The sequence below is a fragment of the Vreelandella salicampi genome (assembly GCF_013415105.1).
Classification (GTDB): domain Bacteria; phylum Pseudomonadota; class Gammaproteobacteria; order Pseudomonadales; family Halomonadaceae; genus Vreelandella; species Vreelandella salicampi.
In genome coordinates this window covers 49,367-68,265 of record NZ_JACCDF010000003.1, presented here as the reverse complement: position 1 = coordinate 68,265, position 18,899 = coordinate 49,367, and the positions used below count along the sequence as shown (strand labels likewise).

Below are 18,899 nucleotides of genomic sequence, written 5' to 3'. Positions count from 1 at the left end.
CGCACAAAAGCGATTAAATGTTATGCTGCATGCCATATACGTACCGTCAGCCAAACGCAAGACCGACAAGACAGGAGAGAAACGTGAAAGCACGGGTTAAATGGACCGATGGTCGCCAATTTGTGACGGAATCCGGCAGCGGGCACAGCGTCGTGATCGATGGCCCAGCCGAGCACGGCGGACGCAACACCGGTCCACGCCCGATGGAAATGCTGCTAATGGGTATGGGCGGGTGCACCGCGTTTGATATTCTCAATATTCTCGATAAAGCACGCGCCGATGTGACCGACTGCGTGGCAGAGCTTGACGCCGAGCGCGCCGACAGCGTGCCGTCCGTCTTTACCAAGATTCACGTTCACTTTGTGATTTCAGGCCGCGGGCTCAAAGAGAAACAGGTGCAGCGCGCCGTCGAGCTCTCTGCGGATAAATACTGCAGCGCCTCAATCATGCTCGGCCAGGGTGGCGTTGAGATCACCCACACGTTTGAAATCGTTGAAGCGTAGCCGTACCCAAGCAACGAAAAAAATGGCCCGGTCAGATGCATCGCTGCCTTCAGCCGGGCATAATACGCGCGCTTGTATTCAACGGCTTTTCCACTCATGCAAGTGGACTTGGTTCCGGCGCTGGCTCGTCGGGGTGTCTTCATCCGCCATAGGGAGGTTCGGACGTGTCAGATAATCTCCGACTCCACGGGTTTAACAACCTGACCAGCTCTTTGAGCTTCAATATTTACGATATCTGTTACGCCAAAACCGAAGAGCAGCGAGCTGCTTACATCGATTATATCGATGAGCTCTACAATGCGGAGCGCCTGACCCAGATTCTCAAGGACGTGACCAACATTATTGGCGCTCATGTGCTCAATATTTCCCGCCAGGACTATGAGCCTCATGGCGCGAGCGTAACGATCCTTATTGCTGAGCACGAGCTCGACGAGGTCGATCCTGGCCAAACCGAGCCTGGCCCTGGTCCGCTACCGGAAACCGTGGTCGCGCATCTGGACAAAAGTCATGTGACCGTGCATAGCTATCCTGAATCGCACCCAGATAACGGTATTAGCACTTTCCGGTTGGATATCGATGTGTCGACTTGCGGCCATATCAGCCCACTCAAGGCGCTAAACTACCTGATTCACAGCTTCGATTCCGATATTGTCACCATGGATTACCGGGTGCGCGGCTTTACCCGTGACGTTGACGGCAAAAAGCTCTTCATTGATCACGAGATCACCTCGATCCAGGATTATCTCGCCGACGATACTAAGCAGCAGTATCAAATGATTGATGTGAACGTGTACCAAGAGAATATGTTCCACACCAAAATGCTGCTGAAGGATTTCGATCTGGATAATTACCTGTTCGGCATCTCACAGCGTGACATCACCTTCGAAGAAGCCCGCGATATCGAAAACCGCCTGCGCAAAGAGATGCTCGAAATTTTCTACTCGCGCAATTTGGATTAGCATTATCGCTAACTACATTACGGCTAAATATATGGGAAAAACCGGGCCTGCATATGCAGGCCCGGTTTGTTTTTCGGGCAAGTGTTCAATAAATCTTCGCTTCGCCTTCGGGTCGGGTTTTAAACCGCCGATGAAGCCATAGGTATTGCTCGGGATGGGTAAGAATCGCCCGCTCGATGATGGCGTTAACGCGCGTGGCATCGGTGACATCGTCACCGCTAGGATAGCCCTCCAGAGCGGGCAGCCACTCGAACGTATAAGTGCGGTTATCCGGGTTGCGGTGGAACATCAGCAGCACGACAGGGGCGCCGGTTAAGCGCGCGATTTTTGCCGTTAGCTTGATGGTCGCGGCCTGCTGGCCGAAGAAAGGCGCGAATACGCTGGCATCACGGCCAAAATCTTGATCCGGAGAGTACCAAACCGAGCGCCCCGCCTTTATCCGCCGCACGGCGGTACGTAAGTCGTATCGGTCGATCAATTGACCAAAATTACGCTTACGTGCACGCATCATAAAGCGGTCAAACAGCGGATTATTGTGCGGCCGGTATACCGCATCGGCGGAAAAAAACAGTGAATGCAGCGCGCCACCCAGGTCCAGCGCCGAAAAGTGCACACCGATAATCAGTACGCCTTTACCTTGCGCCTCGGCGCGAGCGAGGTGCTCCTCGCCGACACACGCCACCCGGTGGCGAAAGTCTTCGGCATCACGGCACCAAACCGCCGCGGTTTCCAGCAGCCCAATGCCGTTGGCAATGAACGTTTCCTTCACCAGGCGGCGCTGCGCGTCAGCACTTTTGTCAGGAAAACAGAGCGCCACGTTGGTTTCGGTAATGTGCCGGCGCCGTTTGGCCAAGCGCCAGGCCGCCAAACCAATGCCTTTCCCCAGCCACAGTTTAACCCGCCACGGCAACCAAGCCGCCACATACATAGCGCCAATGGCAAGCCATGTCGGCCAGTAACGGGGATGGGCAAAAGAATTGGGGTAGCGCGATTTCGCCATGCGGTTTCATTCATCTTTGAGTGTGAAAGGATGACTCAGTGACGTTGACATGCCCGATTTAAACGCCATCATAGCGCCGAGGCACACGCGGCAACACACCGGTGAGTAGGGTATAGCTGATGGTGTCGCAGCAGCGCGCGACCTCATCGATTGATAGCACTTCGCCGTTTTGCGCTTTGCCCCAGAGCACGACCTCGCTGCCGATGGCCGCATCGGGGATATCCGTAACATCCACGGTAAGCATATCCATTGAGACCTTGCCAGCAAGTGCGGCGCGCTTACCATTCACCAGCACCGGCGTGCCGTCAACGGCATGGCGGTCATAGCCGTCGCCGTAGCCTGCCGCGACCACCGCAATGCGCGAACGACGCGGCGCGTGCCAACGCCCGCCGTAACCAACCGGCTCACCCGCTTCGATCTCGCGCAGGGAGATAATCTCTGAGCGCAGTGTCATCACCGGTTGCAGTTGGCGCGTGAGTTTATTGGGGGCTTCCAGCGGATCACTGCCGTAGAGCATGACGCCGGGGCGGTGCCAAGCGCCGTGAGCTTCTGGGCGAGCCAGTGTTGCCGGCGAGTTGGCTAAACAAAGCGGCGCGTTAAGCTCGGCGGCAAGTGCTTCCAATATGGCCATTTGCTGAGAAAAATAAGCGCTATCCGTGGCATCAGCCGTCGCAAAGTGGCTCATCAAGTGCAGTGCACCGGCCTCTGGCATGGCCTCTAGCTTGCGCCATACGCTTGCCGCCTGCTCGGGGGCAAACCCCAGTCGGTGCATGCCGGAGTCGACTTTCAGCCAAACGGGTATGGGCGCGCTCGGCGTAAACGCCTGCAGGGCTTCGAGCTGCCACCGGCTGTGAATCGACATCCATAGCCGGTGTTTATCCACATAAGAGAGTTCATCGGCGGAGAAAATACCTTCGAGCAGCACAATCGGCGTTTGAACCCCCGCGTCACGCAGTGCCATCGCTTCTTCGATACAAGCAACGGCAAAGGCCGGTGCTTTTTTTTCAAGAACGTCGCCTTCAAGCGCTTTTGCACAGGCTACCGCCCCGTGGCCGTACGCATCGGCTTTAATTACCGCAACCGCCTGACTTTGGGGCGCACAGGAACAGGCGAGCCGATAGTTATGACGCAGTGCGTCCAGGTCGATATGAGCTACCAACGGGCGCATGCGTGGTCTCGCTTATCATCGGTGGGTTAAAATTAGCTTTCAAAAATGGCTTCCAGTGAAAGGCCTTGCTTTTCCAATACGCGCCGCAGCTTCTTTAAGGCTTCCACTTGAATTTGGCGCACACGCTCACGAGTAAGGCCGATTTCCGCCCCGACCTCTTCCAGGGTAGCGGCTTCATGGCCACGTAAACCAAAGCGGCGTACGACCACTTCGCGCTGCTTTTCGGTCAACTCGCCCAGCCACTCGTCAACGTGTTCTTTGACATCGCCATCCACCAATGAGGCTTCAGGGCCGTGGTCGTCGTCATCGGTCAAGGTATCGATCAGAGGTTTATCGCTATCGCCGCCGACTGGGTAGTCGACCGAGGAAACACGCTCATTGAGCCCGAGCATTTTTTTAACCGTTTCAACCGGTTTATCCAGATGGTCGGCGATCTCTTCGGGCGTGGCTTCATGGTCGAATTTTTGCGTCAACTCCCGCGCGGCCCGCAGGTAGATATTGAGCTCTTTGACCACGTGAATCGGTAAGCGAATCGTGCGGGTCTGGTTCATCAACGCCCGTTCGATCGTTTGCCGGATCCACCAAGTGGCGTACGTCGAAAAGCGAAAGCCGCGCTCAGGGTCAAATTTCTCCACGGCACGAATGAGGCCTAAGTTGCCCTCTTCGATCAAATCCAGAAGCGTCAAGCCACGGTTAAGGTAACGGCGAGCGATCTTTACCACCAGACGCAGGTTGGACTCAATCATCCGCGAGCGTCCAAGCGGGTCACCTTTACGCGCTAAGCGACCGTAGTGGACCTCTTCTTCGGGCGTTAAAAGCGGCGAGAAGCCAATTTCATTGAGATAGATCTGCGTGGCATCCAGGCTTTGCTGCTGCTGGCGGCCTTCGCGTCCGAGCGCTTTTTCAAACGCTTCTTCTTCGGCAGCTGCCGCTTCGCTGTCTATCTCGCTTAGCGCTTCTTCCGCATCACTAAGATCTACTTCCTGTAGTTCTCGTTCCAGCATACTCATCGTCCCCACCCCCGTTATCTCGCCTTTTGTTCTGCTAACTGAACGCCAAGAACGTTATGTGCGCCGCTGTTGTGTTTGCTTTTATCATTATTGAGGCGTCGATTTAATTACGTGATGGCAGAAACTTCAGGGGATCTTGAGGTTGGCCATCCTGACGCACCTCAAAATGCAGCCTTACGTCCTCAGCGTCGCTATCGCCCATCGTGGCAATCGTTTCGCCCGCTTTCACCACGTCATTTTCGCTTACGCTAAGGCTATCGTTATGCGCATAGGCGGTAAGAAACGCGTCGTTGTGCTTGAGAAGCACCAAGTTGCCATACCCGCGAACTCCGCTGCCGGCATAGACCACAATCCCAGGCCCTGCAGCTTTGACAGGTTGCCCCTTTTCCCCTGCGATATCAATCCCGGCAGTTATACTTTGTCCTTCGCCAAAGGTGCTAACCACATCGCCCTCAACCGGCCATTGCCAGTCGATCGTTTCGGCGGGGGTGTAGGTTCTATCACTGCGATCCGTACTCGGTGCTTGGCTAGGTGCGGCAGCTGGTTCCGGCTCGGTTTCAGCGGTTTGCGGTTCTGGTTCTGGTTCTGGTTCTGGTTCTGGTTCAGATTGGGAAGCTGCTTGCGCGCCTACGTCGGGCTTTGTCTCAGTAGCCGATGTCTGTTCGGTTTGCGCTACAGTATCGCTTTCAGCGGCTTCATCCGCTTCGCGCTCTGCCGTAATGCGCTGATTGCGCTCAATGGCCGACTCATCCGGCAAAAGCCAATCCATTTCTTGCTCTTCAGGCGCGACGTCAGCACTACTTGCGCCTAACCCGGTGGCAACCGCCCCCTGCGAACCGCGCGAATCGCTATCGCGCTCAGGGGCGCCACTGGTCTGGCCTTCGCGCAGTTGAATGGATTGGCCGGGGTAAATGTTGTAAGGCGGTGCAATATCATTAAGCGCAGCAAGGTCGCGGTAATCCATGTCGTGTTCCCACGCAATACCATAGAGCGTATCGCCCGCCTCGACGGTATATTGCGGGGTGCTTTCGACTGCCCGACGCGCGTCGCTTAAGTCACGTACTTGCGGGCCAGCGCCTTGCTGATTGGCACAGCCAGCAACGGCCAGGGCAAGTGCCGACATCATCAAAACCTTACGCATGCAATTCTTACTCCTTTTCAGCGCTGAGGTGAGCGCCGCGTGACGTGTTTGAGCCTGAGGCGTGGCGATTGAGTGCGACAACCAACGCCGCCCCCACTAGCATGAGAGCGATAACTCCCCAAACCTGAGCGGAGCCGCCGATCAGTACCGCGTAATCATCCGGCATCAGGTAACGATGCGCCAACGGGATCATCTGCCCATTGGGGCCTAGTTGATAGCTTACCAGCTCGCGCCAAGGCCAGAGAACCGGCAACGAACCGATAATAAAGCCTAATAGCAACTGCATGGTGGCACCATGATGGCGGCGCAAGAGCCACGACAAAAGACGCGAGAAGAGCGCAAGACCAACGGCGCAGCCAGCCGCAAAAATTGCGATCACGGTCATATCAAACCCGCGTATCGCCTGCATAATCGTGCCATAAAGCCCCATGGTGAGAAGCAAGAAGCTACCCGACACACCGGGAAGTATCATTGCGCTAATCGCAATCGCGCCAGCCACCGCCACGATCAGCGCTTCGTTACCCAGCATCAGCACAAGCGGCATCAGTCCCGGCAATGCCTTAGCAATCACAAGCCCCACGATCAACGGCAGCACGTACCAGAGCTTCCAATGACGATGCGCCTGGTGCACCACCAGTGCCGAGGCGGCAACGAGCCCAAAAAAGAAGCCATTAAGCAGCAGCGGGTGCGCCTCCATCAGCCAAACTGCCAAGTGTGCCACGCTGAACAAACTGACCGCGACCCCTAGCAGCAAGGGCAGCAAAAAGACCAGATTCAGATGGCGCCATACCCCTTTTACCCCCTCTTGGCGAAAAGCTCCCCAGGCACTCGGACCAAATTGGCTAATGGTGTAAATCAGCTCCTCATAAATGCCGGTGACGAACGCAATCGTCCCGCCTGACACTCCAGGCACCGCGTCAGCGGCGCCCATCCCGGCGCCTTTAAAAAAGATGCCCAATGTTTGACGCTTCAATCCACCACTCCTTGCAACAGGGGAACAAACCGCACCGGCTCTAGCCGGCGCTTGTCGTAATCTTGCCCGACCCGTCGCACCTGCGTGAGCCACTGGGTACCGTCGGCTTCTTCCAGCGGTGCAATCAGCACACCGCCATCGCTTAGCTGTTCTAGCAGCGTCGGCGGAAGCGCCTGAGCGCAGGCGGTGAGCAAAATGACATCAAAGGGGGCCGCATGTGGCCAACCGCTACTGCCATCTGCTACCGCAAGACGCGCTTTTGCGTCCAACCGCCTAAGCCGCTGAGCGGCGCGCTGGTGTAAGGCATAAATACGCTCAAGTGAATAGAGTTCAGGCACTAAGCGTGAAAGAATTAACGTTTGATACCCCGAACCGGTGCCGAGTTCCAATACGCGACGCGGCGCCTCACGAAGCGTCAGCTCCGTCATGCGCGCCACGGTCAGCGGTTGCGAGAGTGTCTGCCCAAAGCCAATGGGCAACGACGTATCTTCGTAGGCGCGGTGGGCTAGCGCCTCATCGACAAACAGATGCCGTGGCGCGTTGGCCATCACCGCCAACACCCGCTCATCGCGAATGCCCTGATGCGCCATACGCTCGACCATCCGGTCACGCGTGCGCTGCGAGGTCATGCCGCGTCCGCGCAACTCTGTGGGAGATAACTTAGGCAAAAGCATCCAACCAATCCTGCACATCGCCACGCGCTGGGTGGCGGGTTAAATCGGTCTGCAGCGGCGTGATGGAGACAAAACCCGCCTCCACGGCGGCAAAATCCGTATCTTCGCCATCATCGGCATTCTCCCCCACCGCGGCGATCCAATAACGCGTGCGGCCCCTAGGGTCTTCGGTGGCGAGCGGTTTGGCCGCCGGGCCGCGAAAGCCGAGACGCGTGACCCGCACACCGCGAACTTGCTCCCAGGGCACATCCGGCACGTTAACATTCAATAACGTACGTGGGGGTAGCGAGAGTTGATCCGCCGCGCCGACGAGGGTGGCGGCCATTTTCGCGGCGGTCTCAAAGTAGCGCTCACCGCAAAGCGACATGGCAATCGCTGTCATGCCTAAGTTGCGCCCCTCCATGGCGGCGGCTACGGTACCGGAATAAAGCACGTCATCGCCAAGATTGCTGCCGTGATTGATTCCCGAGATAACCAAGTCGGGCATCTCATCCCAAACCCCATTGACGCCGAGGTAAACGCAATCGGCCGGCGTGCCATCGACGCTGTAAAACCCATTATCCAACGCGCTCAGGCGTAGCGGGCGGGACAGTGTCAGCGAATTACTTGCCCCGCTACGGTCGCGATCCGGCGCCACTACACGCACTTTCGCGTGCGCCGTCAGCGCCTCATACAGCGCGCGCAGGCCGGGCGCATGAACGCCGTCGTCGTTGGAAAGCAGCAGTCGCCGCATCATTTATCTCCTTATGTTTAACCGCTGGCAAAGTCAGGGTGCGCCATCAACTCGCTAAGCACCGCAGTAGCAAAACCGCCGCGCGGTAATGAAAAACGCAGCACGAAACTGTCCTCCTCAACCTGCCATTCAGGCTCGCCCAAGCGCATTCGCAACGCGCGACGCGCTGGTTTAACACCGCTACGCGAAAGTCCGTCACACAGCGCCGGATGACGCTCGGAAAGCGCCGTTTCAAGTCGCTGCGCGGCGGATTCGTCCGGCGCGTAGCCCACGCCCCACAAAATGCCCGTGGGGTGAATGTCTAAAGCCTCGGCGCGAGCTTCTAACGTTGAATCGACCTGATCGGGGCGAAATACACTCTGCGTGCCGTCCAGCATCAGCGTGTCACCGGCCAGCGGTTTGTTCCAGCTACCCGCCTTAATCCGCGCGCTCAAAAGCTCATTGAACAAAAAACTGCGCGCGCTGGAAAGCAGCATTCCTTGACGATCATCACGTTTGCGCCAGCCGCGCGCCAATACGGCCTCAGCGCGGACGAGGTTACGACCGCCCGGGCCAAAGCGCTGCGGGCCAAAGTAGTTCGGCACACCGTGATGGCAAAGCGCCTCCCAGCGTGCGGTGAAGCTATCACTTTCCACCACCGCGCCGCTAAGGCGTAGGGTGAAACGGTTAGTACGATGCACGCCGCGCTTTAACTTACGCGGATGGCGCGCCTGCGCCAAGACACGCACGTCCACGGCGGCTAAACGCTCGGTGAGGTCAACCGGCGCATCGCGCCCCGGCAAGTGCACACTCAGCCACTGCCGGGTCACCGCCACACGGTCTTTCATTCCTGAGTAACCAATGTCTCTTGGCGTGACGTCGCTCAGCCGCGCAAGCTGCTTCACCACGTCCAAGGTTGTCTGGTTGCGTTTTTCGATATAAAGCCACAGGTGCTCGCCGTGGGCTTCGGGAGTGAAATCAAGCTGCTCCTCGACGATAAAATCTTCAGGCGCGGCGCGATATTGCCCCGGCAACGGCGGCCCAAACGCAGCGTCCAGCGTGCGCGCCCAAACGGGAAGCTCGCTCATGGGTTGCCCCGCGGCGTGAGCAGCACCACGGCTTCAGCCGCAATGCCTTCCCCTCGGCCGGTAAACCCAAGGCGCTCGGTGGTGGTGGCTTTAACGTTGACTTGGGAAAGCGACAGCGCTAAATCGCCAGCAATGATCTCGCGCATGGACTCAATATGCGGCGCCATTTTCGGCGCCTGCGCCATGATCGTGGCATCCAGATTCTCCACGTCCCAACCGGCATCCTGCACCAGCGCCCATACCCGGCGCAGCAGGTCGCGGCTATCCGCGCCTTTCCAAGTTTCATCAGTATCGGGGAAGTGGCGGCCGATATCGCCTAACGCACAGGCGCCGAGCAGTGCATCGCACAGCGCGTGAAGCAGCACATCGCCATCGGAGTGAGCCACAAAGCCGTGAGTAAAAGGCAATTTAACTCCGCCGATCATGACATGCTCGCCGGGGCCAAAACGGTGAACATCAAAGCCGTGGCCGATGCGCATCCAACACTCCTTTTCGTTATCGATCACATATAAAAAAGCGCATCAAAGACAGCGCATTCACGCGCGGCTCTACTCGCGCTGCGCGGCCAAAATCGCCGCCGCCAGCGCTAAATCGTCTGGGTGAGTGACTTTCAGGTTGTCACGCCGGCCGCTTACCAGTTTGGGCGTATGACCTATGGCCTCGACCGCGGAGGCTTCATCGGTGACCAGGGTGTCGTGCTCGCGGGCGTGAACGAGCGCCTGGCACAGCAGCGCATAGCGAAACCCTTGTGGGGTCAGCGCGTGCCACAAGCCATCGCGGGGCTCGGTGCGCGCGCTGGCACCGTCACTTTCGCGCTTCATGGTATCCGCCACCGGCATTGCCAACAGCGCCCCGCTGGCGTGCTGCGTGGCGGCCTGTTCAAGCGCGCACACATCTGCCGTACTTACGCAGGGGCGCGCCACGTCGTGTACCAGCACCACGTCATCACCAGTGGCATCAATCGCTTGCAGCGCATTCAACACGCTATCCATGCGTTCGGCCCCGCCCGAGACACGCTGCCAGTGGGCAAACGGCACCCATGCGGGGTCAAACCAGCGATCCTGCTCATCCAGACACAGCACTAAACGCGCGTGCGGTAGTGCCGCGTGCAGGCGCGCCAAGGTGACGGCGAGAATCGGCGCGCCCGCAAGCGTGAGATACTGCTTGGGCAGTGCCGCCCCCATGCGCTTACCCTGACCAGCCGCGGGCACAATCAGCCAAGTGGTGGCGCTCATTCGCTGACCTTTTGTGCCGGAGGGGCGACGAGACCGGCGTTGATTTCGATCAACTGCGGCTCAATCGCCACGCCCGGCACCCAGAAAAACTGCTCATCCGCGCGCACCATGCCCATGTCGCTGCGCGCACGCTCTTCAATCGCATCCAGCCCCTGCTTGAGATCGGTAACCTCAGCGGCGAGCCGAGCATTGCGGTCGCGCATCGGCGCATTCTCCGCCTCCTGAGCGGCCACCCGCTTTTCCACCGCCTGCAGATCGAACCAGCCACCGGTTCCCCACCAGAGTTGATACTGCAGCAATAACAGCAGCAGAAACAGCCCCAGCGCGAGCCACTTCCTAAAAGGCCAGCCACTTGTCGCGTTACCGTTCGCTTCGCTACTCACCGCACCGCCTACTGAAAAAATGTGGAGAAAAACACTGCGCCGCATTATGCCACCAAGCACTTAACGCAGCGAGCCGCCCGGCGCTTTTCGGGCTATTTACCCTCACGCCGAAACGGCAGTGCCTCGCTTGCCGCGTGGCGGTAAGCCGCCATGTGTTGAGCTTCTTCCTCGCAGAACCGGGCAACCCCGGCAGCAAGCCCAGGGTGAGCAAAATAGTGCAGCGAGCGAAGCGGCTGCGGGTGAAAGCCGCGCACCAGCTTATGCTCGCCCTGGGTGCCGGGGTCGAAAAGCGTCAGCCCCTGCTCCAAACAGTATTCGATCCCCTGGTAGTAACAGGCTTCAAAATGCAGGCAATCGGCGAGTACCTCGCTGCCCCAGTAGCGCCCATAAAGGCTCTGCGTACCGCGAAAATAGAGCGCGGCGGCGACCGGGCGATCGTCCAAGCGTGCCTGCACCAGCAATAGCGATTCGGGCATGGTGCGTTTTATGCGTTGGAAAAAGTCGCGGTTAAGATACGGCGGTCGGCCGCGCTCGTGGTAGGTATTGGTGTAGCAGCGGTAGAAATGCGCCAGCGCCTCGGAGGTAATGGCCTCGCCTTCCAGGCGGTGCAAGGTAATACCCTGATCGGTCACGATACGCCGTTCGCGTTTGATCATTTTGCGCCGCTTGGCGGTAAGCGTCGCGAGAAAGCCGTCGAAATCGCCAAAGCCCGGGCCATCTAGCCCCCCATCGCGCCACTGAAATTGCACCCCCTCGCGGGCGATGAGCTCGGGGTAAAGTGCCTGCCAGGCCGCCACATCGTCGAGCGCGCTGAACAAAAGGTGCCAACTTGAAAGCGCCTCGTCATCACACAGCTGCCACAAGCCTTGCGCCAACGCTTGGCGCACCTCGGCTTCGTCGCTTTCGGAAGTCATCAACGTGCGCGGCCCCGGCACCGGCGTATAAGGGATCGCGCTCAGCGCTTTCGGGTAGTAACGCCCACCGGCGCGCTCCAAAGCGTCGGCAAAGGTCCAATCGAAGACGTATTCGCCATACGAATGGTGCTTGCGATAAAGCGGCAAAGCCCCCACCAGATCTTGCCCTTGCCACACGGCGAGATGCGCTGGCTCCCAGCCAGTCGCCACACTCACCGAACCACTCGCTTCTAGCGCGTGAAGATACGCATGGCGCAAAAACGGCTGATCGGGATCGACCAATCGATCCCATTGACTTGCGGCCACGCGCGCAATCCCAGGTAGAATAGTACACACAAGCGGCGATGAACCGGACGAAAGCGTCGGTGAGGGCATAGCACCTCCAAAATTTAGTAAGATACGAACAGCGCCGCGAACCGTATACACTAGCGGAATGCCCGACGGGATTCACCTGGAGACGCGCCGATGTCGCACGACCTTCACCGCCAACTTCAACTCGGCTTTGACACTCAGCGCCAAGCCGCCGATCAGGCGCCGTTCCCGAGCCTTGCCACACGCCGTGACCGGCTTCGGCGTTTAGCGCGCATGACCAAGCGCCATCAGAACGAGATTATCGACGCGATTATCCAAGACTTCGGCCAGCGTAGCGAGAGCGAAATCCGCTTGGCGGAAACCAGCGCGGTGATTCATGCCGCGCAATACGCCCGGCGTAAACTCAAAGGCTGGATGCGCCCGCATCGGTCGAGCGTTTCGTGGCGGCTGCTCCCCGCGCGAGCACGCATCGCCCCGCAGCCACTGGGGGTAGTGGGGATTCTTTCGCCGTGGAACTACCCCTGGAGTTTGGCGCTGATGCCCGCCATCGACGCCATCGCCGCAGGCAACCGCGTGATGCTCAAACCCAGCGAGCACACCCCGGCGACCAGTCAGCTCCTGGCCGATCTTGTGTCACACTACTTCGACCCGGAAGAGCTTTACGTGATTCAAGGCGACGCCGACATTGCCCAGGCTTTCAGCGCGTTAGCGTTTGATCACCTGCTATTCACCGGCTCCACCGCCGTAGGGCGGCAGGTTGCCAAGGCCGCGGCCGCTAACTTAACGCCCACCACGCTCGAGCTTGGCGGTAAATCGCCGGTCATCGTCGCCGATGATGCCGATCTTGACGCTGCCGCTGAATCGATCATTTTCGGCAAGGGCTTCAACGGCGGGCAAACCTGTATCGCCCCGGACTACGTGCTAGTCGAAGGTCGTCACCTGGACGCGTTGATCCACGCCCTCAGCGAGGCCATCGCCAAGCAGCGCCCGGATGAGCACGACATGACGACACCGCTTAATGCGCGCCACGCGGCTCGCAGCACTGAGCTGCTGAAAGAGGCGCACAACCACGGCTGTCGCGTGATTGACCCGGGCGAACACGCCCCGGCGCTGGTCGTTGACCCCAACCAAGACCTTGCGCTGATGCAAGAAGAAATTTTTGGCCGCGCGTTGCCAGTATTAAGTGTGAAAGACATCGACGCCGCTATTGGCTATATTACCGCGCGCCCTCACCCGCTCGTGCTTTACGCTTTTACCCGCAACACCGCATTGCAGCGTCGCCTAACGGACGAAACGCGCTCCGGCGCGCTGGTGTTCAACGAAACGCTTTTGCACCATGCCGTACCGGGACTGCCGTTTGGCGGGGTCGGCGACAGCGGTCATGGCGCCTACCACGGCCGCCATGGTTTTGAGCGCTTCAGCCACCAACGTAGCGTGTTTTACCAGGCAAATCGCGCTCCCACCGCACTCATTCGCCCCCCTTACCGGCGATGGCTGCTCAAACTGCTCGGCTACTAAGCCTTGCGACTCGCAGCCACCTGCCTGACTCTTTGCTATGGAGGGCTTATGCAAGTGCCCGACACACCCGATAATGAAGCCCAGCGCCTTCAGGCGCTGCGTGACCTTCACGTGCTCGACACTCCCGCTGAGCAGGCGTTTGACCGCCTGGCTGAGTTTGCCCGCGAGCTATTTGACGTTCCCATCGCCCTCGTGTCGCTGGTGGATGAAGACCGACAGTGGTTTAAAACGCACTTGGGCGTCGATGCTCAAGAAACCCCGCGCGACTTATCGTTTTGCGCCCACGCCGTGGCCGATAATGCACCGCTGGTTATTCACGATGCCCTTAAAGACGCGCGCGTTGCCGATCACCCGCAGGTCGAATCGTCGCCCCATATCCGTTTTTATGCCGGCATCCCGCTGCGCCCAACCGACGGCCTGCCTGTCGGAACACTTTGCCTGTTAGACTACCAGCCGCGCGAGTTTTCAGCGCGCGATTTATGCTTGCTCGAAAGCCTGGCAGGCCAGGCGGAAGAGCTACTGCGCCAGCAAAAAATCAGCGCCGATCTCGCCCGCACCGCCAAACGCTATGAGGCCCTTTTCTCGTCAAGCGCCGTTGCCAAAGTGCGAATTGACCGCGCCGGCACCATCATTGCGGTTAACACCGCAACCGTCGATTTTTTGGGCTACACCAAAGAGCAGCTCATCGGCCAAAACGTTGCGATCCTCACCCCGCCGGAAATCGCCCGGGACCACGATGCCTACATTAACCGCTACCTCGCTGGCGGTAGCCCCAAGGTCGTCGGCAAGGGGCGCGAGGTGGAAGCACAGCACAAAGATGGCCACCGGATTCCCGTACATTTAGCCATTAACGCCATCCACGATGATCATGGCAAAGTAGATGAGTTTCTCGGCGTGCTCACCGATTTAACCGACATCTATGCCACCCACAAGCGCATGCATAAAGAGCAGAGCCTGCTCAAAGTGCTCCATCAAGGCATTACCGATTATCAGGCGCTGATGTCAGGAGAGCGGCTTTGGACCTTTTTAATGGAAGCGTTACGCACCCTCACCGACAGTGACTACTCACTGATTGGGGAAGTGCTGCCAACCGACGCTAACAGTATCTTAAAAATTCACGCCATTACCGACCTATCGTGGAATGAAGAATCGCGCGGGTTAATGGAGCGATTACGCCGTGGCGATATGATGCTCACCAACCCTAATACGCTGCTCGGCCGCGTCTTTGCACACGGTGAAGTAATCATGACCGATGACCTTTATCATCACCGGCTGCGCGGCGGCTTCCCCCCCGGCCACCCTCCGATTAATAACTACCTCGGCGTCCCCATTTTTAGTTCGGGCAAACTGATCGGCATGTTCGCCATTGCCAATAGCCAACAGATGCTCAACCAAGAGTTACTCGACTGGCTGCAGCCGTTTACCGACACCTGCGCACTACTGATTAATCTCTACCGCCAGATGGCCGAACGCGAGCACGTCATGAGCGAACTCGCGCAGGCACGCGACCAGGCCGAAAAGGCTAACCGCGCCAAAAGCGACTTCCTGTCCTCCATGAGCCACGAGCTACGCACCCCGCTCAACTCCATTTTAGGGTTTGCGCAAATCCTCGCCAGCGGCAAACGTCACCCCCTCAACGACAAGCAGCTACGCCAGGTCAATCAAATTGAAAAAAGCGGCCAACATCTGCTGAGCTTGATCAACGAAGTGTTAGATTTAGCCAAAATTGAGGCGGGAAGATTGCCGCTTTCGATTGAGCCCATTCATGTGCAACGCGTGGTTCAAGATGCTTGCGATGCGCTAGAAGCTAACGCCGATGCGGCCGGCATCACGCTTGTGCGCTGCAATATGCCCGAAGAGTGGCGCGTATCAGCCGATTACACCCGCACCAAACAGGTACTGCTGAACCTGATCTCTAACGCCATTAAATACAACCGTGCCAACGGGCGCGTTGAGATAAGCGCACAAGCGCAGGGCAACATGCTGCGCTTGAGCATTACGGATACTGGCCCCGGCGTTGACTTAGAGCGCCAACACGAGCTGTTTGAGCCGTTTAACCGGCTCGATGCCGAAAACGGCACCATTGAAGGCACGGGCATCGGGCTTGCCATCACCCGCGAATTGGTGGAGCGTATGGGCGGAGAAATCGACGTGGAAAGTTCGCCCAACCAAGGTGCCACATTCTGGTTTACCCTCCCAACTACGAGCGACATGAGTGCTGCGCCCAAGCACCCACATATTGAGCATGAACCCTACCGAACACCACCCAAACAGCACACGCTGCTATACATTGAAGACAACCCGGCCAATCAGCGGTTGATGGAAGACATTATTGACGACGTCGATGATGTGGCGCTTCATACCGCACCCAGTGCCGAAATTGGCTTAGAAATAATGCGCAGCCGGCTACCCGACATGGTGCTAATGGATATTCACCTTCCCGGCATGGATGGCTACCAAGCACTAGAGGTCATTCGTAATGACTTGCAGCTGAAGCATCTGCCGATTATCGCTCTTTCGGCCAACGCCATGCCCAACGAGATTAAAAGCGGCCTAGCGACGGGCTTTGATGACTATCTTACGAAGCCCCTGGAAATTGATAAACTGCTTAATACGCTGCAGCGTCACACCCAGCCGCGAGGGAGCGCCTAATGAACGTAGCCAACAAACATCTTTTGGTGGTCGACGATAACCCGGTCAATGTCGAGCTGATGCTTGACCTGCTCGATGAACACGGCTTTGGCCGTGTGCAAGGCATTAGCGACCCGCGCCAGGTGCTGGATTATTGCCAAGAACAGCTGCCGGACTTACTCCTTTTGGATATCCGTATGCCGCACCTCGACGGCTATGCCTTAATGGAGCAGCTGCGCGAGCACTTCGCGGAACAGACTCCGCCGATCATCATTCTCACGGCTCAAATCGACGATGCTACCCGCCGCCGAGCGCTTGCTATGGGCGTGCGTGACTTCCTCACCAAACCGTTTAAGCACGATGAAGTGCTGCAGCGCATTCGCAACACGCTCAGTGTCGAGCACCGCTACTACGTGCGCGACCAACAAGCGGAAACGCTGGAACGCATGGTGGAAAAACGCACCCGCGAGCTCGACCGCCAATCGCGCACCGACCCCATTACCCAACTTCCCAACCGTCGCGGCCTAACTCAAGCACTACGCGAAGCTTCGATTAGCGGCCATGGTGCCGGGCTTTTGTTTATCGCCCTCGATGGGCTAGACGATGTGGTACGCCTCCATGGCTATAGCGTCGCCGAAAAGCTGCTGCGCCAACTCGGTCAAACGCTTTTAGCCCAGCTTGACGACACGCACACCTTGGGGCTCTGGGGGGGGAGCGAGCTGCTGCTGCTTTCCCCCGAGAGCGAGCCAGACACGTTAAATGCCCTGGCCTCGCGCCTGCTAGCCTGCTTCGATCACGATCAGGATTTGGATGACTTGCTGCTCAATATCAGCGCGCGCATCGGCATCAGCTGGGCAAACGGCTATTTTGAAGGGGAACGTCTGGTTCACATGGCCTCGATTTCGCTGCCTCACAGCGAAGGCCTGCGCGTGCAGTGTTATTCCGAAACCTTGGAAGCGCAGCAGCGCCACCGCCTGAACGTACAAAACGCCTTGCGCGGCGCCACCGACCGGGGCGAAATGTCGCTGGTGTTCCAGCCCAAACTTTCGCTAAAAGAACTGCGCATTACCGGTGCCGAGGCGCTGCTGCGTTGGAAACACCCGGAGATGGGCCACCTTTCGCCGGGGCTTTTTATTCCTTTGGCCGAGGCCAGCGGCGACATTCTCGCCATCGGTGAATGGGTGCTTGAGCAGTCCATCCTCCAAGCGGCCGCCTGGCAGCATAGACCTTGGATCAGCGACGACTTTCATATCGCCGTGAACGTCGCGACTCGCCAGCTTGCGCGCCCACACTTTGCCCACATGCTGCTCGCACGCATGGCCGAACACCGTGTGCCGCACCGCTTGATCAGTATTGAAGTCACCGAATCCGGATTAATGCGCGACATCGCCAACGCACGCCACCAGCTTGCTCAGTTGATTGAAGCTGGCATTAGCGTGGCGATCGACGATTTTGGCACCGGACACTCCTCGCTTGCTTACTTAAAAACGCTGCCTATCTCCACGCTCAAGATCGACCGCGCCTTTGTGATGGATCTGGAAGAAAGCGACACCGACCGCGAACTGGCCCGCACGATCACCCAGTTGGCCCACGCTGTGGACTGCGATGTCGTAGCAGAAGGCATCGAAACTGCCGCTCAGGCCGCGTATTTACGCTCAATTGGCTGCGAGATGGCGCAGGGCTATTTTTACTCTCGCCCGCTCCCGGCGGCTGACTTTGCTCATTGGTGCGCCCACTGGGTACCCCAGGCAACCACCCCACACCACCATCCCTTGACGCACGGAGATACGTAATGGCCCACGACCTGCTTGACCGCTTACGCCAACGCTTGGAAGAGCTCAACCGCTCGGAACGCAAGGTCGCCAACGTCATTTTGGCTGACCCGGGCGCCGCCACCAGTTTGAGCATTGCCAGCCTCGCGCAAGCCGCCAGCGTCAGTGAGCCCACCGTTAACCGTTTTTGCCGCAGCTTCAGCGCTAAAGGCTTTCCCGATTTCAAAATCAAACTGGCACAAAGCCTCGCCGGCGGTACGCCGTACGTCACCCGTGCGGTCGAGCCGAATGACGACGCCAGCCTGTACACCCAGAAGATTTTCGGCGCCACCATCGCCGCGCTCGATGACGCCCGCCGCACGGTGGATGCCGACGCCGTTGAGCGAATGGTCGATTACCTGATTCAAGCCAAGCAGATCCATTTTTTTGGCCTAGGCGCCTCCGGGGCGGTGGCCCAAGACGCCCAGCACAAGTTTTTCCGCTTCAACTTACCGGTGATGGCGTATGTCGACGTGCTCGTACAGCGCATGGTGGCCGCCGCCTGCCACACCGGCGATGTAGTAGTCGTTATCTCCTACACCGGGCGTACCCGGGAGCTGGTCGATATCGCTCGCCTGGCGCGCGAATCGGGCGCGGTGGTACTGGGAATCACCGCGCCCGGCTCACCGCTGGCGTTTGAATGCACCGCTACGCTAGACGTCGCCACGCCCGAAGACACCGACCATTACATGCCGATGACCTCGCGAATGATTCAGCTCACGCTGATCGACGCCCTAGCGACTGGTGTGACCCTGCGCCGCGGTGAAGACTTTTTGCCGCACCTAAAAAAAATCAAAGATAGCTTGCGCGACACCCGCTTCCCCGCCGAGAAAAAGTCCGAAAAATCCTAAAAAATCGCATGCAGCC

At 58.4% G+C, this 18,899-nt stretch carries 18 protein-coding genes; 6 read left to right on the top strand and 12 right to left on the bottom strand.

Annotated features, from left to right (window positions below; translation table 11 throughout):
* The first annotated feature begins 83 nt into the window (after positions 1-83).
* Together HZS81_RS05440 and speD are read left to right on the top strand one after the other, a co-directional pair.
* A complete protein-coding gene (locus HZS81_RS05440) occupies positions 84-503 on the top strand; it encodes an OsmC family protein (protein ID WP_179929550.1) in 420 nt (139 codons plus the stop codon).
* 164 nt (positions 504-667) lie between these two features.
* Positions 668-1,462 carry an adenosylmethionine decarboxylase gene (gene speD / locus HZS81_RS05435; RefSeq protein ID WP_179929549.1) on the top strand — a complete coding sequence of 265 codons (795 nt, stop codon included), beginning with the start codon at positions 668-670 and terminating at the stop codon, positions 1,460-1,462.
* A gap of 85 nt (positions 1,463-1,547) precedes the next feature.
* Here speD and lpxL read toward each other — a convergent pair whose 3' ends face one another.
* From lpxL to HZS81_RS05375, 12 genes are all read right to left on the bottom strand, one after another.
* Positions 1,548-2,462 (bottom strand): LpxL/LpxP family Kdo(2)-lipid IV(A) lauroyl/palmitoleoyl acyltransferase, encoded by a 915-nt coding sequence (gene lpxL, locus HZS81_RS05430; protein WP_179929548.1) that lies wholly within the window; start codon positions 2,460-2,462, stop codon positions 1,548-1,550.
* Positions 2,463-2,520: 58 nt separating this feature from the next.
* Complete coding sequence (alr, locus tag HZS81_RS05425; protein WP_179929547.1) at positions 2,521-3,630, bottom strand: alanine racemase; 1,110 nt, start codon at positions 3,628-3,630, stop codon at positions 2,521-2,523.
* A gap of 32 nt (positions 3,631-3,662) precedes the next feature.
* A complete protein-coding gene (rpoS, locus tag HZS81_RS05420) occupies positions 3,663-4,640 on the bottom strand; it encodes an RNA polymerase sigma factor RpoS (RefSeq protein WP_179929546.1) in 978 nt (325 codons plus the stop codon).
* A 103-nt stretch (positions 4,641-4,743) separates the two neighbouring features.
* Positions 4,744-5,781, bottom strand: coding sequence for a peptidoglycan DD-metalloendopeptidase family protein (locus HZS81_RS05415; RefSeq protein WP_179929545.1), 1,038 nt, complete (start codon positions 5,779-5,781; stop codon positions 4,744-4,746).
* Between the two features lie 7 nt (positions 5,782-5,788).
* The gene (locus HZS81_RS05410; protein WP_179929544.1) at positions 5,789-6,754 is read right to left on the bottom strand and encodes a DUF368 domain-containing protein; all 966 of its coding nucleotides are present in this window, start codon (positions 6,752-6,754) and stop codon (positions 5,789-5,791) included.
* The gene (locus HZS81_RS05405) at positions 6,751-7,428 is read right to left on the bottom strand and encodes a protein-L-isoaspartate(D-aspartate) O-methyltransferase (RefSeq protein ID WP_179929543.1); all 678 of its coding nucleotides are present in this window, start codon (positions 7,426-7,428) and stop codon (positions 6,751-6,753) included. Before HZS81_RS05405 ends, HZS81_RS05410 begins: the two co-directional genes overlap by 4 nt.
* Entirely contained in the window at positions 7,415-8,161 is a 747-nt protein-coding gene (surE, locus tag HZS81_RS05400) for a 5'/3'-nucleotidase SurE (protein ID WP_179929691.1), read from the bottom strand. Before surE ends, HZS81_RS05405 begins: the two co-directional genes overlap by 14 nt.
* A gap of 17 nt (positions 8,162-8,178) precedes the next feature.
* Positions 8,179-9,228, bottom strand: coding sequence for a tRNA pseudouridine(13) synthase TruD (truD, locus tag HZS81_RS05395; protein WP_179929542.1), 1,050 nt, complete (start codon positions 9,226-9,228; stop codon positions 8,179-8,181).
* Positions 9,225-9,707, bottom strand: coding sequence for a 2-C-methyl-D-erythritol 2,4-cyclodiphosphate synthase (gene ispF, locus HZS81_RS05390; RefSeq protein ID WP_179929541.1), 483 nt, complete (start codon positions 9,705-9,707; stop codon positions 9,225-9,227). Before ispF ends, truD begins: the two co-directional genes overlap by 4 nt.
* 69 nt (positions 9,708-9,776) lie before the next feature.
* Positions 9,777-10,463: a 2-C-methyl-D-erythritol 4-phosphate cytidylyltransferase gene (gene ispD, locus HZS81_RS05385; protein ID WP_179929540.1), complete on the bottom strand. Its 687-nt coding sequence runs from the start codon at positions 10,461-10,463 to the stop codon at positions 9,777-9,779.
* Positions 10,460-10,846: a cell division protein FtsB gene (gene ftsB / locus HZS81_RS05380; RefSeq protein WP_338401813.1), complete on the bottom strand. Its 387-nt coding sequence runs from the start codon at positions 10,844-10,846 to the stop codon at positions 10,460-10,462. Before ftsB ends, ispD begins: the two co-directional genes overlap by 4 nt.
* 92 nt (positions 10,847-10,938) lie before the next feature.
* Positions 10,939-12,135, bottom strand: coding sequence for a GNAT family N-acetyltransferase (locus HZS81_RS05375; RefSeq protein WP_179929538.1), 1,197 nt, complete (start codon positions 12,133-12,135; stop codon positions 10,939-10,941).
* A 90-nt stretch (positions 12,136-12,225) separates the two neighbouring features.
* On the opposite strand from HZS81_RS05375, the gene HZS81_RS05370 reads away from it, so the two are divergent.
* Genes HZS81_RS05370 through HZS81_RS05355 form a run of 4 tightly spaced genes read left to right on the top strand, consistent with a single transcriptional unit; the run spans position 12,226 to position 18,883 of the window.
* Entirely contained in the window at positions 12,226-13,590 is a 1,365-nt protein-coding gene (locus HZS81_RS05370; RefSeq protein WP_179929537.1) for an aldehyde dehydrogenase family protein, read from the top strand.
* 48 nt (positions 13,591-13,638) lie between these two features.
* Positions 13,639-16,242, top strand: coding sequence for an ATP-binding protein (locus HZS81_RS05365; RefSeq protein ID WP_179929536.1), 2,604 nt, complete (start codon positions 13,639-13,641; stop codon positions 16,240-16,242).
* A complete protein-coding gene (locus HZS81_RS05360) occupies positions 16,242-18,014 on the top strand; it encodes a GGDEF/EAL domain-containing response regulator (RefSeq protein ID WP_179929535.1) in 1,773 nt (590 codons plus the stop codon). The genes HZS81_RS05365 and HZS81_RS05360 overlap by 1 nt, the downstream gene beginning before the upstream one ends.
* A complete protein-coding gene (locus HZS81_RS05355; RefSeq protein WP_179929534.1) occupies positions 18,014-18,883 on the top strand; it encodes a MurR/RpiR family transcriptional regulator in 870 nt (289 codons plus the stop codon). Before HZS81_RS05360 ends, HZS81_RS05355 begins: the two co-directional genes overlap by 1 nt.
* Positions 18,884-18,899: the final 16 nt, after the last annotated feature.